General features: G+C 65.2%; 13 protein-coding genes. 2 read left to right on the top strand and 11 right to left on the bottom strand.

The features are described from left to right. Positions 1–310: 310 nt before the first annotated feature. The 11 genes from PV773_RS23935 to PV773_RS23885 form a co-directional block, all read right to left on the bottom strand. Positions 311–1375, bottom strand: coding sequence for an ABC transporter ATP-binding protein (locus tag PV773_RS23935; RefSeq protein WP_347968773.1), 1065 nt, complete (start codon positions 1373–1375; stop codon positions 311–313). A 14-nt stretch (positions 1376–1389) separates the two neighbouring features. Further along, positions 1390–2181: an ABC transporter permease gene (locus tag PV773_RS23930; RefSeq protein WP_347968772.1), complete on the bottom strand. Its 792-nt coding sequence runs from the start codon at positions 2179–2181 to the stop codon at positions 1390–1392. Beyond that, positions 2178–2972 (bottom strand): ABC transporter permease subunit, encoded by a 795-nt coding sequence (locus PV773_RS23925; RefSeq protein WP_347968775.1) that lies wholly within the window; start codon positions 2970–2972, stop codon positions 2178–2180. Before PV773_RS23925 ends, PV773_RS23930 begins: the two co-directional genes overlap by 4 nt. A gap of 290 nt (positions 2973–3262) precedes the next feature. After that, a complete protein-coding gene (locus tag PV773_RS23920; RefSeq protein WP_347968771.1) occupies positions 3263–4369 on the bottom strand; it encodes an ABC transporter substrate-binding protein in 1107 nt (368 codons plus the stop codon). Positions 4370–4608: 239 nt separating this feature from the next. Further along, positions 4609–5781, bottom strand: coding sequence for an iron-containing alcohol dehydrogenase (locus PV773_RS23915; protein WP_347968770.1), 1173 nt, complete (start codon positions 5779–5781; stop codon positions 4609–4611). 284 nt (positions 5782–6065) lie between these two features. Beyond that, the gene (locus PV773_RS23910; RefSeq protein ID WP_347968769.1) at positions 6066–7454 is read right to left on the bottom strand and encodes an aldehyde dehydrogenase family protein; all 1389 of its coding nucleotides are present in this window, start codon (positions 7452–7454) and stop codon (positions 6066–6068) included. 16 nt (positions 7455–7470) lie between these two features. Continuing rightward, positions 7471–7887: a type II toxin-antitoxin system VapC family toxin gene (locus tag PV773_RS23905; RefSeq protein WP_347968768.1), complete on the bottom strand. Its 417-nt coding sequence runs from the start codon at positions 7885–7887 to the stop codon at positions 7471–7473. Beyond that, entirely contained in the window at positions 7884–8291 is a 408-nt protein-coding gene (locus tag PV773_RS23900) for a helix-turn-helix transcriptional regulator (protein ID WP_347968767.1), read from the bottom strand. The genes PV773_RS23905 and PV773_RS23900 overlap by 4 nt, the downstream gene beginning before the upstream one ends. Before the next feature lie 52 nt (positions 8292–8343). After that, on the bottom strand, positions 8344–9714 hold the full coding sequence (locus PV773_RS23895) for a glutamine synthetase family protein (RefSeq protein ID WP_347968766.1): 1371 nt from the start codon (positions 9712–9714) through the stop codon (positions 8344–8346). 103 nt (positions 9715–9817) lie between these two features. Continuing rightward, positions 9818–11377: an amino acid permease gene (locus PV773_RS23890; protein WP_347968765.1), complete on the bottom strand. Its 1560-nt coding sequence runs from the start codon at positions 11375–11377 to the stop codon at positions 9818–9820. Positions 11378–11395: 18 nt separating this feature from the next. After that, positions 11396–12214, bottom strand: a complete 819-nt coding sequence (locus PV773_RS23885) for an N-formylglutamate amidohydrolase (protein ID WP_347968764.1) — start codon at positions 12212–12214, stop codon at positions 11396–11398. A gap of 171 nt (positions 12215–12385) precedes the next feature. Between PV773_RS23885 and PV773_RS23880 the strand changes: the two genes are divergently transcribed. Then, positions 12386–13213, top strand: coding sequence for a MurR/RpiR family transcriptional regulator (locus PV773_RS23880; RefSeq protein ID WP_347968763.1), 828 nt, complete (start codon positions 12386–12388; stop codon positions 13211–13213). 222 nt (positions 13214–13435) lie between these two features. Next, the gene (locus tag PV773_RS23875) at positions 13436–14584 is read left to right on the top strand and encodes an efflux RND transporter periplasmic adaptor subunit (RefSeq protein WP_347968762.1); all 1149 of its coding nucleotides are present in this window, start codon (positions 13436–13438) and stop codon (positions 14582–14584) included. Positions 14585–14596: the final 12 nt, after the last annotated feature.

Genomic DNA, 14596 nt, shown 5'->3' with positions numbered 1-14596 from the left:
TCAGGTGACCTTGAACATCACCAGCCTGCCATGACCGCCCTCTCTCAGCGAATTTGCAGAACTCTCAGCACACTACCAAATCCCCCTCCCCCTTGTGGGGAGGGGTTAGGGGTGGGGGTAAGTTCACAAGCGACTGCCCTGCCCAAGCGTGGTCGCCAAAGGCGACGAGTGCGGCAGCCTAAAGGGGTTGGGACTGCATGCGGCGGTGACGAAGAAAGTTCGCCGGCCGTGGAGACTGTTTCCACGGCCACAAAAACGATCGGGGCGGGAAATCCCGCCCCGACGCAATCCGGTGGCCGGCGCGAGCCGCCTAGTGCAGCACCAGCACGTCGCCGGAGGAGAAGCTGATCTCGGTCTTTTCGCCGACGACGGGCGGCGGGGTCGAGGAATTGTTGAAGGTGTCGAGCGAGACCATGTTCTGGCCGACGCCGACACGGACGCGGATGACCGAGCCGAGGAAATGCACGTCGGCGATCTGGCCGCTGAGGCTGGTGTCCGTGCCGGGACGGCGGCCGAGCGAGATCGCCTCGGGGCGCAGAGCGAGCGACAGCGTGTCGCCCGAGCGCGAGCCGTTGAGCTTGCCCTGGAGGCCGATCTCCTCGGTGTTGATGCGGACCTTGCCGGACGCGGCGTCGGAGACCGTGCCTTCCAGCACGTTGAGCGTGCCGACGAAATTGGCGACGAATTTGGTCGAGGGCCGATTGTAGATCTCGAACGGCGTGCCGGTCTGGTCGGCCCGGCCCTCGTTCATCACCACGATGCGGTCGGACATCGACAGCGCCTCTTCCTGGTCGTGGGTGACGAAGATGGTGGTGATGCCGAGCTTCTTCTGGATCGAGCGGATTTCCTCGCGCAGCGAGATGCGCACCTTGGCGTCGAGCGCCGACAGCGGCTCGTCGAGCAAGAGCAGCTTGGGCTTGGGCGCCAGCGCGCGGGCGAGCGCCACGCGCTGCTGCTGACCGCCGGACAGCTGGTAGGGGTAGCGGTCGCCGAAATCGGGCAGCTTGATCAGGTTGAGCATCTCGGCGACGCGCGCCTCGGCCTCCGCCTTGGCGACGCCCGCGACCTTGAGGCCGAAGCCGATGTTCTGGGCGACGGTGAGGTTGGGGAACAGCGCATAGGCCTGGAACACCATGCCGATGTTGCGCTGGTTGGGCTTGAGGCTGGTGACGTCCTTGCCGCCGACGAAGACCTTGCCGGCGGACGGCTCCTCGAAGCCGGCGACGATGCGCAGCATGGTGGTCTTGCCGCAGCCCGACGGCCCGAGGAAGGACACGAACTCGCCGGCACCGACGTCGAGATTGAAGTCCTTGACCACGGCGACGTTGCCGAAGGATTTCTTGACGCTCTGGATGGAAAGGAAGGGATCGGCCATTGGCTGTGCTCTTTTCAGTTCGGGCGGTTTGCCGATTTCGGCGCGAAGCGGGCGAGGACCTGGATGACCGACATGCAGCCCCAGGTGATGGCGAAGGCGATGATCGCCAGCGCCGCCGGCTCATAGGCGCGGTTGGCGCCCATCAGCTGCAGGTAGGGACCGAAGGCCGGCCGGTTGAGCAGGCTCGCCAGCGTGAACTCGCCGATGACGATGGCGAAGGTCAGGAAGGCGCCCGACAGCACCGCGATCAGCACGTTGGGCAGGATGATGCGGGCGATGATCGTCGCCCAGCCGGCGCCCAGGATCTGCGCCGCCTCGGTGAGCGTACGCACGTCGATGGTGCGCAGGCCGGTGTCGACGGCGCGGTACATGTAGGGCAGCGCCAGCGTCGAATAGCCGATCACCAAGAGCGCATCGGTGCCGCGCGCCGAGCCGAGGAACGGCAGCGGCGAGGACGAGCCGTACATGCGTATGTAGCCGAAGACGATGACGATCGCCGGGATGACGAGCGGCAGCAGCGTGATGAACTCGACCACCGGCCGAAGCTGCGGCAGGCGCAGGCGTATCCAGTAGGCGGTAGGCACCACCAGCAGCACGCCGAGGATGATGGTGAAGACGGCGACGACCACCGAGTAGAGGAAGGTCTCCTGGAAGCGCGGATCGCCCAGTACAACCTTGTAGGCGTCGAACGAATAGGCGCCTCGCCGCATGCGCAGCGAGAACTCGAAGGTGCCGATCAGCGGGATGAAGAAATAGGCAGCGCCGATGGCGAAGGTGAGCCAGGCCCAGAAGCGACCGGTCTTCATTTGAGCCACCTCTCGCTGCGGGTGCGGAACCAGATGTAGAAGATGTTGGCGAGCCCGGTGACCACGATCATGCCGAAGGCCAGCGCGTAGCCGAGATTGGGGTTGTGCAGCACGTCGCCGCGGATCTGCGCATAGAGCTTGATCGGCACGATGCTGAGCGAGGAGCCGGTGAAGGCGTAGGCCGTGGCGATGGCGCCGAAGGCATTGGCGAACAGAAGGATGACGGTGCCGAGGAAGCTCGGCCACAGGACCGGGATGACGACCATGCGCCAATATTGCCAGGTGGTGGCGCCCAGCGTCGCCGCGGCCTCGCCCCACTCCTTCTTCAGTCCGTCGATCGCCGGCGTGATGATGACGATCATCAGCGGGATCTGGAAATAGAGATAGACGACGATCAGGCCCCAGGAGGTCAGGATGTTGAAGCCCATCGCGTAGATGTTGATGCCGAACACCTCGCGCAGGATCACCGTGACCAGGCCGAGGCGGCCGAGCGTGGCGAGGAAGGCGAAGGCCAGCGGCACGCCGGCGAAATTGGAGGCGACGCCGGAGAAGGTCATGGTCGACGAGCGCACCCAGCCGGGCAGCCCGCCGCGGACGATGGCGATCGCCATGGCAAGGCCGACGAGCGCGCCGATGGTGGCCGACCAGAAGCTGATCTTGATCGACACCCAATAGGAATTGCGGATCGACTCGTCGAGAAACAGCTGGCGGATGTTGTCGAGCGTTGCCTGGCCCTGATCGTTCTGGAAGGCGCCGACGACGAGATAGAGCGTCGGCAGGATCAGGAACATCAGGGCGAAGATGAAGAACGGCGCCACGCCGAGCCAATGGGTGGGCAGGCGGAAGCCGCGCTGCGCCTCGGGCGGAGCGGCTTGGGCGGCAACTGCCGCGGTCGATACACTGGCTTCGTTCATGCGGGCGCCATGGTTCGTGCGCCGCCACGGCCGGAATTTCCGGCAGGCGAACGCAGATTCAATAGTTCAGAGCGAGATCGAACGCAAAGCCGTAGTCGCTGCCGGCGATCGCGCCCTATGAAAAGGCGGGCGACGGCCTGGCCGCCACCCGCCAAATCGAGACCCGATTACTGGACGTTGGCGCCGACCACCGAATCCCAGTTCTTGGTGATGCCTTCCTTCGCCTTCGCCTGATCGTCGAGGGTCGGGAACACGGCCTGCTCGTAGGCGGCCGCCGGCGGCAGCTTGTCGAGCATCTCCTGCGGGATCTTGCCGTTCTTGGCGAGATCGTTGAAGCGGATCGGGTGGCAGTAGCCCTTCAGCCAGCCGAGCTGGCCCTCGTCGGAGTAGAGATACTCCATCCACAGCTTGGCTGCGTTCGGATGCGGCGCATAGGCGCTGATCGCCTGGACGTAGACGCCGGCGACGACGCCCGTCTTCGGGACGATGACGTCGACCGGCGGGTTGCCGTTCAGCGTGTCGCGGCCCGCAAGCGCGTTGTAGTCCCAGGTGATCAGGATCGGGGTCTGGCCCTGGGCCAGCGTCGCCGACTTGCCGATGACCGGGACGAAGTTGCCCTTGGCGTTCAGCTCCTTGAAGAAGGCGAGGCCCTTCTCGGCAGCGCCGGCTGCGTCGGTGGCGCCGGCGGCGAGGCCGGCGGCGTAGACGCCCTGGATCGCCTGGTTCGAGGCGCGCGGATCACCGGCCAGCGCGACGCTGTTGGCGTATTCCGGCTTGAGCAGGTCGGCCCAGTCGGCCGGGGCGTTCTTGACGAGGTCCTTGTTCACTTCGAACGACAGCACGCCGTAGTAGTCGCCGTACCAGTAGCCGTCGGCGTCCTTGGCGGTGTCGGGGATCGAATCCCAGGTCGAGACCTTGTAGGGCTGGATCAGGCCGTCGGCCTTGGCCTGCGGACCATAGGAGAGACCGACGTCGATGACGTCGGGCGCCTGCGGGCCCTTGTTGTCCTTGTTGGCCTTGATCGCCTCGATCTCGTCGCTCGAACCCGCGTCGGGGTTGAGCTCGTTGACGGTGATCTCGGGATACTTCTTCTTGAAGCCTTCGATGACCGCGCCGTAGCCGCACCAGTCGTGCGGCAGCGCGATGGTGGTCAGCTGCCCCTCAGCCTTCGCGGCAGCCTCGAGCGCGGCCATATCCTGGGCCGACGCGATGGCCGTCGTCACCATGAGCGACGCCGCGCTTAGGGAAAGTACCTTCCCTGCAAACATGAACATGTTGTTCTCTCCGTTGAACTGACGCCATGAGACGCCTGCGATGCGGTACCGGCTTCATGTGACAGTCACATGAAGGTTACGTGAAGCCCGCTTCTGCAGCGCCAAAAAGTTAACTACTTTTAATCGGTTGTCGCAATCGGTGCCGTTGTTTTCCGGCTAAATAATTCGGGCTCCCCCTGCCCTTGCCCCTCCGTCTTTTGGTGTTGATTAGAAGTCGAGTTCGCTCGACTCCACTTGTCTCAAACCGTCCCTTCGATGGCGTTTTCAAGCAAGCCGAGCGCGGCTTTCTTGGTGAGCTTGACCGGATTGCCGCCGGCGGTCGGATCGACCACGGCCATGTCTGCGATGAGGGCTTTACGCTTCTTGTCCATGTCGAGCCCCTTGATCAGGCCCGGCAGCGCGTGCGGCACCTTGAGCTCCTTGCGCAGCTTGACAACCGCCTTGGCGAAGCCGTCGAAGCCGCCCTTGATACCGCAATAGGCCGAAAGGCGCGCGATCTTGTCCTCGATGGCGTCGCGGTTGAAGGCGAGCACGTAGGGCATGAACACGGCGTTGGTCATGCCGTGGTGGGTGTCGTAGAGGGCGCCGATGGGGTGCGACAGCGAGTGGATGGCGCCGAGCCCCTTCTGGAAGGCGGCAGCACCCATGGCGGCGGCACTCATCATGTGGGCGCGGGCGACCAGGTCCCTGCCGTCGGCGAAGGCCTTGGGCAGGTTCTCGAACACGAGCCGGATGCCCTCCACCGCGATGCCGTCGGCCATCGGATGGTAGCCCGGCGCGCAATAGGCCTCGAGGCAGTGGGCGAATGCGTCCATGCCGGTGCCGGCGGTGATGAAGGACGGCATACCGACCGACAGCTCGGGATCGGCGATGACGATCGCCGGCAAAAGCTTGGGGTGGAAGATGACCTTCTTGGTGTGGGTCTCCTCGTTGGTGATGACGCCGGCGCGGCCGACCTCGGAACCGGTGCCGGCGGTGGTCGGCACGGCGATGATGGGGGCAATCGCGTCAGAATTGGCGCGGGTCCACCAGTCGCCGATGTCCTCGAAGTCCCAGACGGGAAGAGTCTGCCCGGCCTGGAAGGCGATCAGCTTGCCAAGGTCGAGCGCCGAGCCGCCGCCGAAGGCGATGACGCCGTCATGCTTGCCCTTCCTGAACACGGCGATGCCGGCGGTGAGGTTGGATTCGACCGGGTTCGGCTTGACGTCGGAGAAGACGCCATAGGGCACCTTGGCGTCGTCGAGGATCTTCAGCGTCGAGGCCACGACCGGCAGCTTGGCCAGGCCCGGATCGGTGACGAACAGCGGGCGCTTGATGCCGGTGGCGGCGAGCGCGTCGGGCAGTTCGGAGATACGGCCGGCGCCGAAGCGGACGGTGGTCGGGTAATTCCACTTGGAAACGAGTTTGGACATTTTGGGCTTTCCAGAAGTTAGAGCAATTCCAGGAAAAGTGCGCAGCGGTTTTCCGTCCGGAATTGCGTCAAGACAAAGAGATAGAGCGTTTCCGCGATTCGAAGAAAAGCGGAAGCGCCCTAGAGGCACCCCCACTCCGTCCCGGCTTCGCCGGTCCACCTCTCCCCCTGCCCGGGGGAGAGGAAGGGCGCGAAACCTCGACCGGCGTTTCCTCTCCCCCGTCGACCGGGGGAGAGGTGCCGAGCGCAGCGAGGCGGAGTGGGGGTCGAAGACATTGCCGCGAACTAGACCTTCTCGCGCAGGTGGTAGGACTTCGGCCGGGTCAGGTTGTCGTAGCCGATCTGCGACAGGGCAGCGCCCTTGCCGGTGTCCTTGACGCCGGTCCAGACGAGCGCCGGATCGAGATAGTCGCAGCGGTTCATGAACACGGTGCCGGTCTCGACGCGGTCGCCGATCGAGATGGCGTGCTCGGTGTCGGAGGTCCAGATCGAGGCGGTGAGGCCGTAGGGGCTGTCGTTCATGAGCGCGATCGCCTCCTCGTCGTTGCGCACCTTCATGATGCCGACGATGGGACCGAAGCTCTCCTCGCGCATGACCGACATCTGGTGGTCGACATTGGTCAGCACCTCGGCCGGCAGGTAGGGCGAGCCTTCCTTGTCCTGCGCGTCCCTGGTGTTCATGTGCGCGACGGCACCCTTGCGCAGGGCTTCAGCCTTCTGCTCGCGAATGAAGTCGGCGAAGCGCGCCTGGGCCATCGGGCCCATGGTCGTCGCCTGCTCCAGCGGGTTGCCGAGCACGTAGCTTTTGGTCTCGGCGATGAAGCCTTCCACGAACTGGTCGTAGATCTTCTCGTGGACGTAAACGCGCTCGATGCCGCAGCAGCACTGGCCCGAATTGAAGAACGCACCCTCGACGAGGTTGGCAACCGCATGGTCGAGCTTGGCGTCGGGCAGCACATAGGCCGGGTCCTTGCCGCCGAGTTCGAGGCCGAGCGTCATGAAGGTACCTGCAGCCGCCTTCTCGATGGCGCGGCCGCCGGCGACCGAACCGGTGAAGTTGACGTGGTCGATCTTGCCCGAGCCGAGCAGCTTCTCGGTCTGGGCGTGGTTGAGAACCAGGTTCTGGAAGACGTATTTCGGCAGGCCGGCGGCCTCGAAGGCCTTGGCGAAGCGTTCGCCGACGAGCAGCGTCTGCGCCGCATGCTTGAGGATGACCGTCGAGCCGGCAATCAGCGCCGGCACGATGGTGTTGACGGCGGTGAGGTAGGGATAGTTCCACGGCGCGATCACCATGACCACGCCGAGCGGGTCCTTCCTCACGTAGCGGCGGAAACCGTCCTTGGGGTTGGACGCCGGCACCGGCGCCAGCGCGCGCTCGGCGATCTCGACCATGTACTGGGTGCGCTCCTTGACGCCGCCGAACTCGCCGCCATAGCGGGTCGGACGGCCCATCTGCCAGGCGAGTTCCGGCACGATCTCGTCGCTCATGCCGACGAGCGCCTCGAGCATCTTGAGCATGTAGGCGGCGCGCTCGGCGACCGGCACGCGAGCCCAGTCGGCCTGCGCCGCCCGGGCACGCTCGACCGCGGCATTGACCGCCTGGTCGCTGGCAACGGGGCGCTCGACATAGATCGAGCCATCGACGGGGGATTTGAGTTTGACGGTTTCGGTCATGATGGTTCCATTCATTTCAGCAGGGAATTGCCTGCACGTGGCCTTGTTCGGCGTAGGCCAGGATTTTGCTATCGCGCGTCATGATGCGGTAGCCGTGCTCGCGCGCGGTTGCGATGAAAACGCGATCGAATGGGTCGGAAGGCGGATTGCCAGGCAGGAAGGATGACTGGATGAGAATGGACGGCGTAAGATCGGAGAGGGCAGTATTGGGGCGGCCGACAACACGCTCGAACCAGGCCTGTACGGTCATGCTGATCGAGTATCGCCCGCGCGCCACCAACATGCCGACTTCCCATGCCGTCATCGGCGAAAGCATGACGTCCAGGCCTCCATCCACACTCTCATCAAGGGTGGCTTCAGCCTCGTCAGACATTTTCTCGCCTTCGGTGATCCAGATCGCGGCACAGGTGTCCAGCAAGACGTTGCCACTCATCGCGGATCTCCAGACGATCCGTATTTGCGATCCAGATAGTCCGCGAGCCCGGGATCGGCCGGCTCCGTGAGGTCGACGCCGGGAGGAATGGTCAGCACACCCTTCATGCACCCAAACAAGGGATGCCGGCGGTTCGGAGCACCACGCGTCGTTCGATCGACTTCGCGTTCAGCAAGCTTCGCGCCCGCGACGTTTGCCGTCACATGCGAAAGAACTTCGCTTTGAGAGACTCCCAAAACCGTTGCGATTTTTGCAACTTCGACAACAGATATCTTCCGCTTACCGTTAAGCGTACGGGAAAGTGCTCCCGGATCGATACCGATGGCTTTTGCTACATCCCGCAAACTCAGGCCTTTCTGATCGAACTTCTCGTCAAACCAGAATTTGTCAACGCTGATGTTCATTGGACATTCTCCGTGCGGATCGCAATCCATGATCAACAACGTTGACAAATTGTCAATATCTCTCAAATCCCCGGTGCAATTCCCAGTCGGTGATGCGGCGGTCGTATTCGAACTGCTCCCAGCGCGCCGTGTGGACGTAGTGCTCGACGACGTCCTCGCCGAAGGCGGCCTTGAGCATGACCGAACTCTCCAGCGTGTCGGCGGCGTCGCGCAGGGTCTTGGGGATCTCCGGCAGGTTGGCCGCCTGGTAGGCGTCGCCCACGAATGGCTTCTGCAGCTCCAGCTTCTCGTCGATGCCGGCAAGGCCGGCCGCGATCAGCGCCGCGAAGGCGAGATAGGGATTGAGGTCGGCGCCGCCGATGCGGCACTCCATGCGGATGCCCTTCGTGCCCTCGCCGCACAGGCGGAAGCCGGCCGTGCGGTTGTCCTCGCTCCACATGATCTTGGTCGGCGCGAACGTGCCGGCCTGGAAGCGCTTGTAGGAGTTGATGTAAGGCGCCAGGAACCAGGTGAACTCCTTGGCGTATTTCAGCTGTCCGGCGGCCCAGTGCTGGCCGAGCTTGGAAAGGGTCCATTCGGCGCCCTTGTCGTAGAACAGCGGCGTCTTGCCGTCGGCGCTCCACAGTGAGTTGTGGATGTGGCTGGAATTGCCGGCGAGGCCGTAATTGTATTTGGCCATGAAGCTGATCGCCTTGCCCTCGGAGGCTGCGATCTCCTTGGCGCCGTTCTTCAGGATGACGTGGCGGTCCGCCATCTCCAGCACTTCGGCGTAGCGGACGTTGATCTCCTCCTGGCCCGGACCCCACTCGCCCTTGGAGTTCTCGATCGGCACGCCCGCCGCTTCCATCTCGTTGCGCAGCCGGCGCATCACGCCCTCTTCCTTGGTGGTGATGCCGATCAGGTAGTCGCCGATATAGGGGGAGGCGGTGTCGAGGTTCTGCCAGTGTTTTGCACGAGCCGAATCGTAGGTTTCGCTGAACAGGTAGAATTCGAGTTCCGAGGCGAAATAGGCGAGATAACCGCGCTCCTGCAGCCGCTTGACCTGCTTCTTGAGGATGGCGCGCGGCGAATGCGGCAGATCGGAATGGTCGTGATGGTCGAGCACGTCGACCAGGCAGAGCGCGGTCTTCTCGAGCCAGGGAATGCGGCGCAGCGTGCCGAGGTCGGGTTTCATGACGAAGTCGCCGTAGCCCTTCGACCAGCTGGCCGCCTTGTAGCCGGGCACCGGCTCCATGTCGATGTCGTTGGCCAGCAGGTAGTTGCAGCCATGCGTCTCGTCATAGGCGGATTCGACGAAATACTTGGCCAGGAACCGCTTGCCGACCAGCCTGCCCTGCATGTCGACCGCGCAGGCGAGGACCGTGTCGATCTCGCCGGCGGCAACCGCGCCTTTCAACTGATCGAAGGAGAGATTTCCAGCCATTTTGGTTCCGATCCGGGCGATGCCACTTCAGATTAGAGATTGATCGAGGGTTGAAACGGGACGTGGCCGGCGCATGGCCGGCCACGGCCATTTTGGGGGGCGATCAGTGCCCGGTTTCGCCGACGGCGCGTTCCGCCGCCGCGATGACCGATGCGCGCTTGGCGACTTCGTCGCCGATGGGCGGGCCCTGGAAGCGGCTGCGTTCGAAGCCGAACCAGATGATCGCCGTCAACACGAGGAAGCCGACGGTGATGTAGAGCGCCCAGTCGTTGGGCGGCTGGATGCCGATCACGAAGATCAGGATCATGGCCAGGATCGACAGCACCGCGAACAGCTTGAAGGTGCCCTCGCCCAGGTCCCACGGACCCATCTTGTCCCACTTCGACGTACCCCAGGCGAACAGGCCGAGCGTGATCGGGATGACGAAGGAGAAGAACAGGAAGATGACCGTGCAGGCCACGACGATGGTGTAGACCGGCGTGTCGCCGATGGAGACCAGCGACGAGAACCAGACGAAAAGGACGGCCAGGATCGAGCCGGTCCAGATCGCCGCCACCGGCGTGCGGTAGGTCGGGCTGACCTTGGCGAGCGAACCCGACGCGGGCAGGCCGCCGTCGCGCGAGAAGGCGAAGATCATGCGCGAGGTCGAGGTGACAGTTGCCAGGCCGCACAGCCACTGGCTGAGGAAGATGGCGAGGTAGAGCACGTCCTTGACCACCGGGTTGACCTGCTGGTCGTTGGCCCAGAAGAACACGTTCCAGCCCTGCGCCGCGGCATCGTCCATGTTCGGCAGCATCAGCACGAACGAGGCCAGCATGATGTAGCCGAACAGCGCCGACCACAGCACCGAGCCGACCATGGCGCGCGGCACCGAATGCGCCGCCTTCAGCGTCTCCTCCGAGGTGTGGGCGGAGGCGTCGTAGCCGGTGATGGTGTAGATCGGCAGCAGCAGGCCGAGCAGGAACACCCAGCCCGACGAGGTTTCCGGCCAGACGTTGCCGCCGGCGGCGCCCGAATAGTTGGCGAAGGTGAAGAGCCGACCGAACTCGTAGCTGTCGGCGGCGATCAGCCAGACGACGGCGAGCGCGATCGCGGTGGCGAAGATCAGGTAGCCCGAGAAGTCGGTGAGCTTGGCGGTGAGGCCGATGCCCATGTGGTTCACCAGCGCCTGCAGGCCGGTGATGATGGCCAGGAAGACGATGCGGGTGGTGGTGGTGTCCTCGAGGCCGAGATAGCTGGTGCCGAAGGCGCCCATGAAGAAGTAGTAGGTGCCGACGTTGATGGCGCCGAGCACGGTGACCAGGCCGAGCAGGTTGAACCAGGCGGTCAGCCAGCCGGTGAAGCGGTTGCCGAGGATCGAGCCCCAGTGGTAGAGGCCGCCCGCGGTCGGGTAGGCCGAGCTGATCTGGGCCATGGCGACGGCGAAGACCAGCGACACGAAGCAGCCGATCAGCCAGCCGATGCCGATTGCCGCGCCGCCGGCGCCCGAGGTTGCCTGCGCCAGCGAATTGATGCCGCCGGACAGGATGCAGATGATCGAGAAGGAAACGGCGAAGTTCGAGAACTGGCTCATTCGCCGTTCGAGTTCCTGGGCGTAGCCCATGCTGTGGAGGACTTTGACGTCCTCGTGCTTGTCATGCTCGGAATAACCAGGTGATGCCATTTCAGTGTCCCCTTGTCGTTATGCCTTTGATTGAGCCGCCATGCCCGAGCCCGGCCGGTAGGGGACGGCTTCCCCCGCCTCCGGCTCGAGATCGGACAAGATGCCCGCGAGCAGATCCGCCCATTTCCGCTGCCCGGCCTGCGCCGCGATTTCGTCGTTGCGGATTTCGATCATCGCGCATGGCAGGCCGCGCGACCTGCCATGGTGTTCCAGGGTGAAGTAGACCCGGTCGGCGGGCGAATAGGGCTCGTTGACGCCGACCACGGGGCCGTCGAGGGCCTGCAACGCGGCGATCAGCGGCGCGGCGAGCCGCTCGTCCTCGTCGTGGATGATGCCGATCCGCCAGGGGCGCTGGACGCCCTTGTAGACCGGGGTGAAGGAATGGACGGACACCAGCCGCGTCTCCCGCCCCTCGCGCAGGCGGTCGGAAACGACTTCGCCGATCGCCTCGTGGAACGGGCGCCATGATAGCGCGATTCTCTCCTCGCGCTCGGCCGCCGACAGGCCCGCATTGCCGGGGATGGCGGTGGTCTCGCTGATCTCGGGGATCAGGTCGTGGGCGGCGAGCGGCCGGTTGCAGTCGATGGCGAGGCGCGAGACGCAGGATTCGACCAGCGTCGCATCGAGCCCCTCGGCCATGCGCCGGGCAACCGGCAGCGCGCCCGGATCCCAGGCGATGTGGCGCAGCATCTCGGCGGCGTCGAGCCCGAGCGTGCCATAGGCGGCGGGCAGACGGTTGGAGGCGTGATCGCAGAGAATGACATAGGGACTACGCCCGTCGCGGTTCGTCACGCGGACAGCGTTCGACATGGCAAAGCTTGCCTGGCCCGTTCCCATTCACTCATCCCCGGGGCCGTATCGTATGTTACGTATTTTTGTTCATTGCGCCCCTGCGGATGATTTCATACACCTTACCGGAGTTTGTCAAATGGCATTTGGGCGGCGTCCACCGGACCGCGCAACCGGCCAGCGACGGTGAAGCGGCGCAGGCGCCGGGCGGGGGATCGGATGGTTTCGAGCGTTGCCGAACTGATCAGCGAGAAGATCGATGCGATGCCCGCCGGCGAGCGCCGTGCCGCCCAGACGCTGATCGCCGCCTATCCGGTGATCGGGCTGAAGACGGTCGCCGAATTCTCGCAGCAGGCGGGCGTCTCTTCGCCGACGATCCTGCGCTTCGTCGCCCGGCTCGGCTTCCAGAACTATCCAGAATTCCAGTCGGCGCTGCAGGACGAACTCGCCGCCCAGCTGCAGTCGCCGGCCTCGCGCACCTTCGCCGCGCCCTCCCCCCTGCCCGCCTCGACCGCGCCCATACTGGAGGCCGTGCTCGAGAACATCCGCGAGACGTTCCGCCACCTGTCGGACCGCCAGCTGACCGACATCGTCGCCCACCTCGCCAATCCGCGCGCCCATGTCTTCCTCGTCGGCGGCCGCTTCACCGATCCGCTGGCGCGCTACATGGCGGCCCACCTCAACCTGATTCGGCCGAACGTCACCCACCTCTACGGCCAGGAGAGCCTGTGGCGCGACCGGCTGATCGACATCGGCAAGCGCGACACGCTGCTGATCTTCGACATACGCCGCTACCAGGAGAGCCTGGTGCGCTTCGCCGAGAAGGCCAACCAGCGCGGCGCCACCATCGTGCTGTTCACCGACCAGTGGCTGTCGCCGATCGCGCGATTTGCCCGCCATGTCATCGCCGGCCGGACGGCCGTGCCTTCGGCATGGGATTCCTCCGCCGCGCTCTTCGTCGCCGCCGAGACGCTGATCGGCGCCCTGACGCGCAAGCTCGACGACGAGGGCGCCGGCCGCATCCGCGCCATCGAGGACCTGCGCTGAACCCGCCGCAAGCGCCATTCCCGCAAAGATTACGCAGATTTAATGTGCGGCACGCAGAGATTTGCCATAAGGCTCGCATATCGAACTGAGCTATAATGCGGTCGCCAGGACAGGCTCGCTTCTGTTCTGCGCAAAGCATCGCAGCGCGATGAGGCCGCATGGCAGAGCCGACGCCCCGGCTGAACTGCGGGGCCCGGGACTAGCAGCAGGACTGGAGTGCGGATGGCCGCCTGGAAACAGATCGTCTTGGCAATTGTCATTGTGCTCGCGGCAGCCGCAGGCTGGGTGCTGTTCGTTCCCGGGTCGCGCGAGGTGCTGGCACGCTGGGGCATCGACTGGGCCGAGGCCTCCGCCGGCAAGACCGAGCAGGCACAGGCAGGCGGCAACCGCGAGCGCGGCCGCGGCACGGCGCAGACGCCGGTGGTGACCCGGCCGGTGGCAACCGGCACGATCAACGACCGGCTGTCGGCGATCGGCACCGGGCGCGCGCTCAATTCCGTCGTCATCAACCCCTATGCCGCCGGCCGCCTGACCGAAATCGTCGTCCAGGCCGGCGAGAAGGTCGAGGCCGGCGCGGTGATCGCCAGGCTGGACGCCGATTCCGAGGAGATCGCGCTCGAGCGCGCCCGCATCGCCCAGGGCGACGCCGAGGCCTCGCTGGAGCGCATCAGGGCGCTGCGCGCCACCAACACGGCGACGGCCGTGCAGCTGCGCGAGGCCGACCTCGCCGTCGAGAACGCCAGGCTCGCCGTGCGCGACGCGGCCCTTGCGCTCGACCGCCGCACCATCACGGCGCCGATTAAGGGCATCGTCGGCATCCTGCCGGTCGAGGCCGGCAACTACGTGACCAGCCAGACGACCATCGCCACCATCGACGACCGCTCGCGCATCATCGTCGACTTCTGGGTGCCGGAACGCTTCACCGGCCTGATCGCGGTCGGCCAGCCGCTGTCGGCCAACTCCGTGGTCCGCCCCGGCCAGATCTTCGACGGCGTGGTCAGTGCGGTGGACAACAGGCTCGACGATCAGAGCCGGACGCTGCGCGTCCAGGCCCGCCTCGACAACGACGGCGACGCGCTGCGCGCCGGCATGTCGTTCCAGGTGGCGATGCGCTTCCCCGGCGACAGCTATCCTTCGGTCGATCCGCTGGCGATCCAGTGGGGCAGCGACGGCGCCTTCGTCTGGGCGCTCGCCGACGGCAAGGCCAAGCGCGTGCCGGTGCGCATCATCCAGCGCAACACCGACAGCGTGCTCGTGCAGGCGGCGCTGGTCGCCGGCGACCAGGTGGTGACCGAGGGCATCCACACCGTGCGCGAAGGCGCAGCCCTGCTCATCGCCGGCAGCGAAGGCGCTGCCCGCAGCGGCTCCTGAGCGGGGGCGGCG

Source organism: Mesorhizobium sp. CC13, from assembly GCF_039907765.1.
GTDB lineage: Bacteria > Pseudomonadota > Alphaproteobacteria > Rhizobiales > Rhizobiaceae > Aminobacter.
Note: the sequence above shows the minus strand (reverse complement) of the source record. Positions and strands in the feature narration are given on the sequence as shown.

Bases quoted from the DNA above. Each gene is read 5' to 3' on its own strand.
- PV773_RS23915 (WP_347968770.1), bottom strand. From the start codon at position 5,781: ATGTCCAAACTCGTTTCCAAGTGGAATTACCCGACCACCGTCCGCTTC.
- PV773_RS23900 (WP_347968767.1), bottom strand. From the start codon at position 8,291: ATGAACATCAGCGTTGACAAATTCTGGTTTGACGAGAAGTTCGATCAG.
- PV773_RS23885 (WP_347968764.1), bottom strand. From the start codon at position 12,214: ATGGGAACGGGCCAGGCAAGCTTTGCCATGTCGAACGCTGTCCGCGTG.
- PV773_RS23905 (WP_347968768.1), bottom strand. From the start codon at position 7,887: ATGAGTGGCAACGTCTTGCTGGACACCTGTGCCGCGATCTGGATCACC.
- PV773_RS23890 (WP_347968765.1), bottom strand. From the start codon at position 11,377: ATGGCATCACCTGGTTATTCCGAGCATGACAAGCACGAGGACGTCAAA.
- PV773_RS23895 (WP_347968766.1), bottom strand. From the start codon at position 9,714: ATGGCTGGAAATCTCTCCTTCGATCAGTTGAAAGGCGCGGTTGCCGCC.
- PV773_RS23910 (WP_347968769.1), bottom strand. From the start codon at position 7,454: ATGACCGAAACCGTCAAACTCAAATCCCCCGTCGATGGCTCGATCTAT.
- PV773_RS23925 (WP_347968775.1), bottom strand. From the start codon at position 2,972: ATGTTCCTGATCCTGCCGACGCTCTATCTCGTCGTCGGCGCCTTCCAG.
- PV773_RS23920 (WP_347968771.1), bottom strand. From the start codon at position 4,369: ATGTTCATGTTTGCAGGGAAGGTACTTTCCCTAAGCGCGGCGTCGCTC.
- PV773_RS23880 (WP_347968763.1), top strand. From the start codon at position 12,386: ATGGTTTCGAGCGTTGCCGAACTGATCAGCGAGAAGATCGATGCGATG.
- PV773_RS23930 (WP_347968772.1), bottom strand. From the start codon at position 2,181: ATGAAGACCGGTCGCTTCTGGGCCTGGCTCACCTTCGCCATCGGCGCT.
- PV773_RS23935 (WP_347968773.1), bottom strand. From the start codon at position 1,375: ATGGCCGATCCCTTCCTTTCCATCCAGAGCGTCAAGAAATCCTTCGGC.
- PV773_RS23875 (WP_347968762.1), top strand. From the start codon at position 13,436: ATGGCCGCCTGGAAACAGATCGTCTTGGCAATTGTCATTGTGCTCGCG.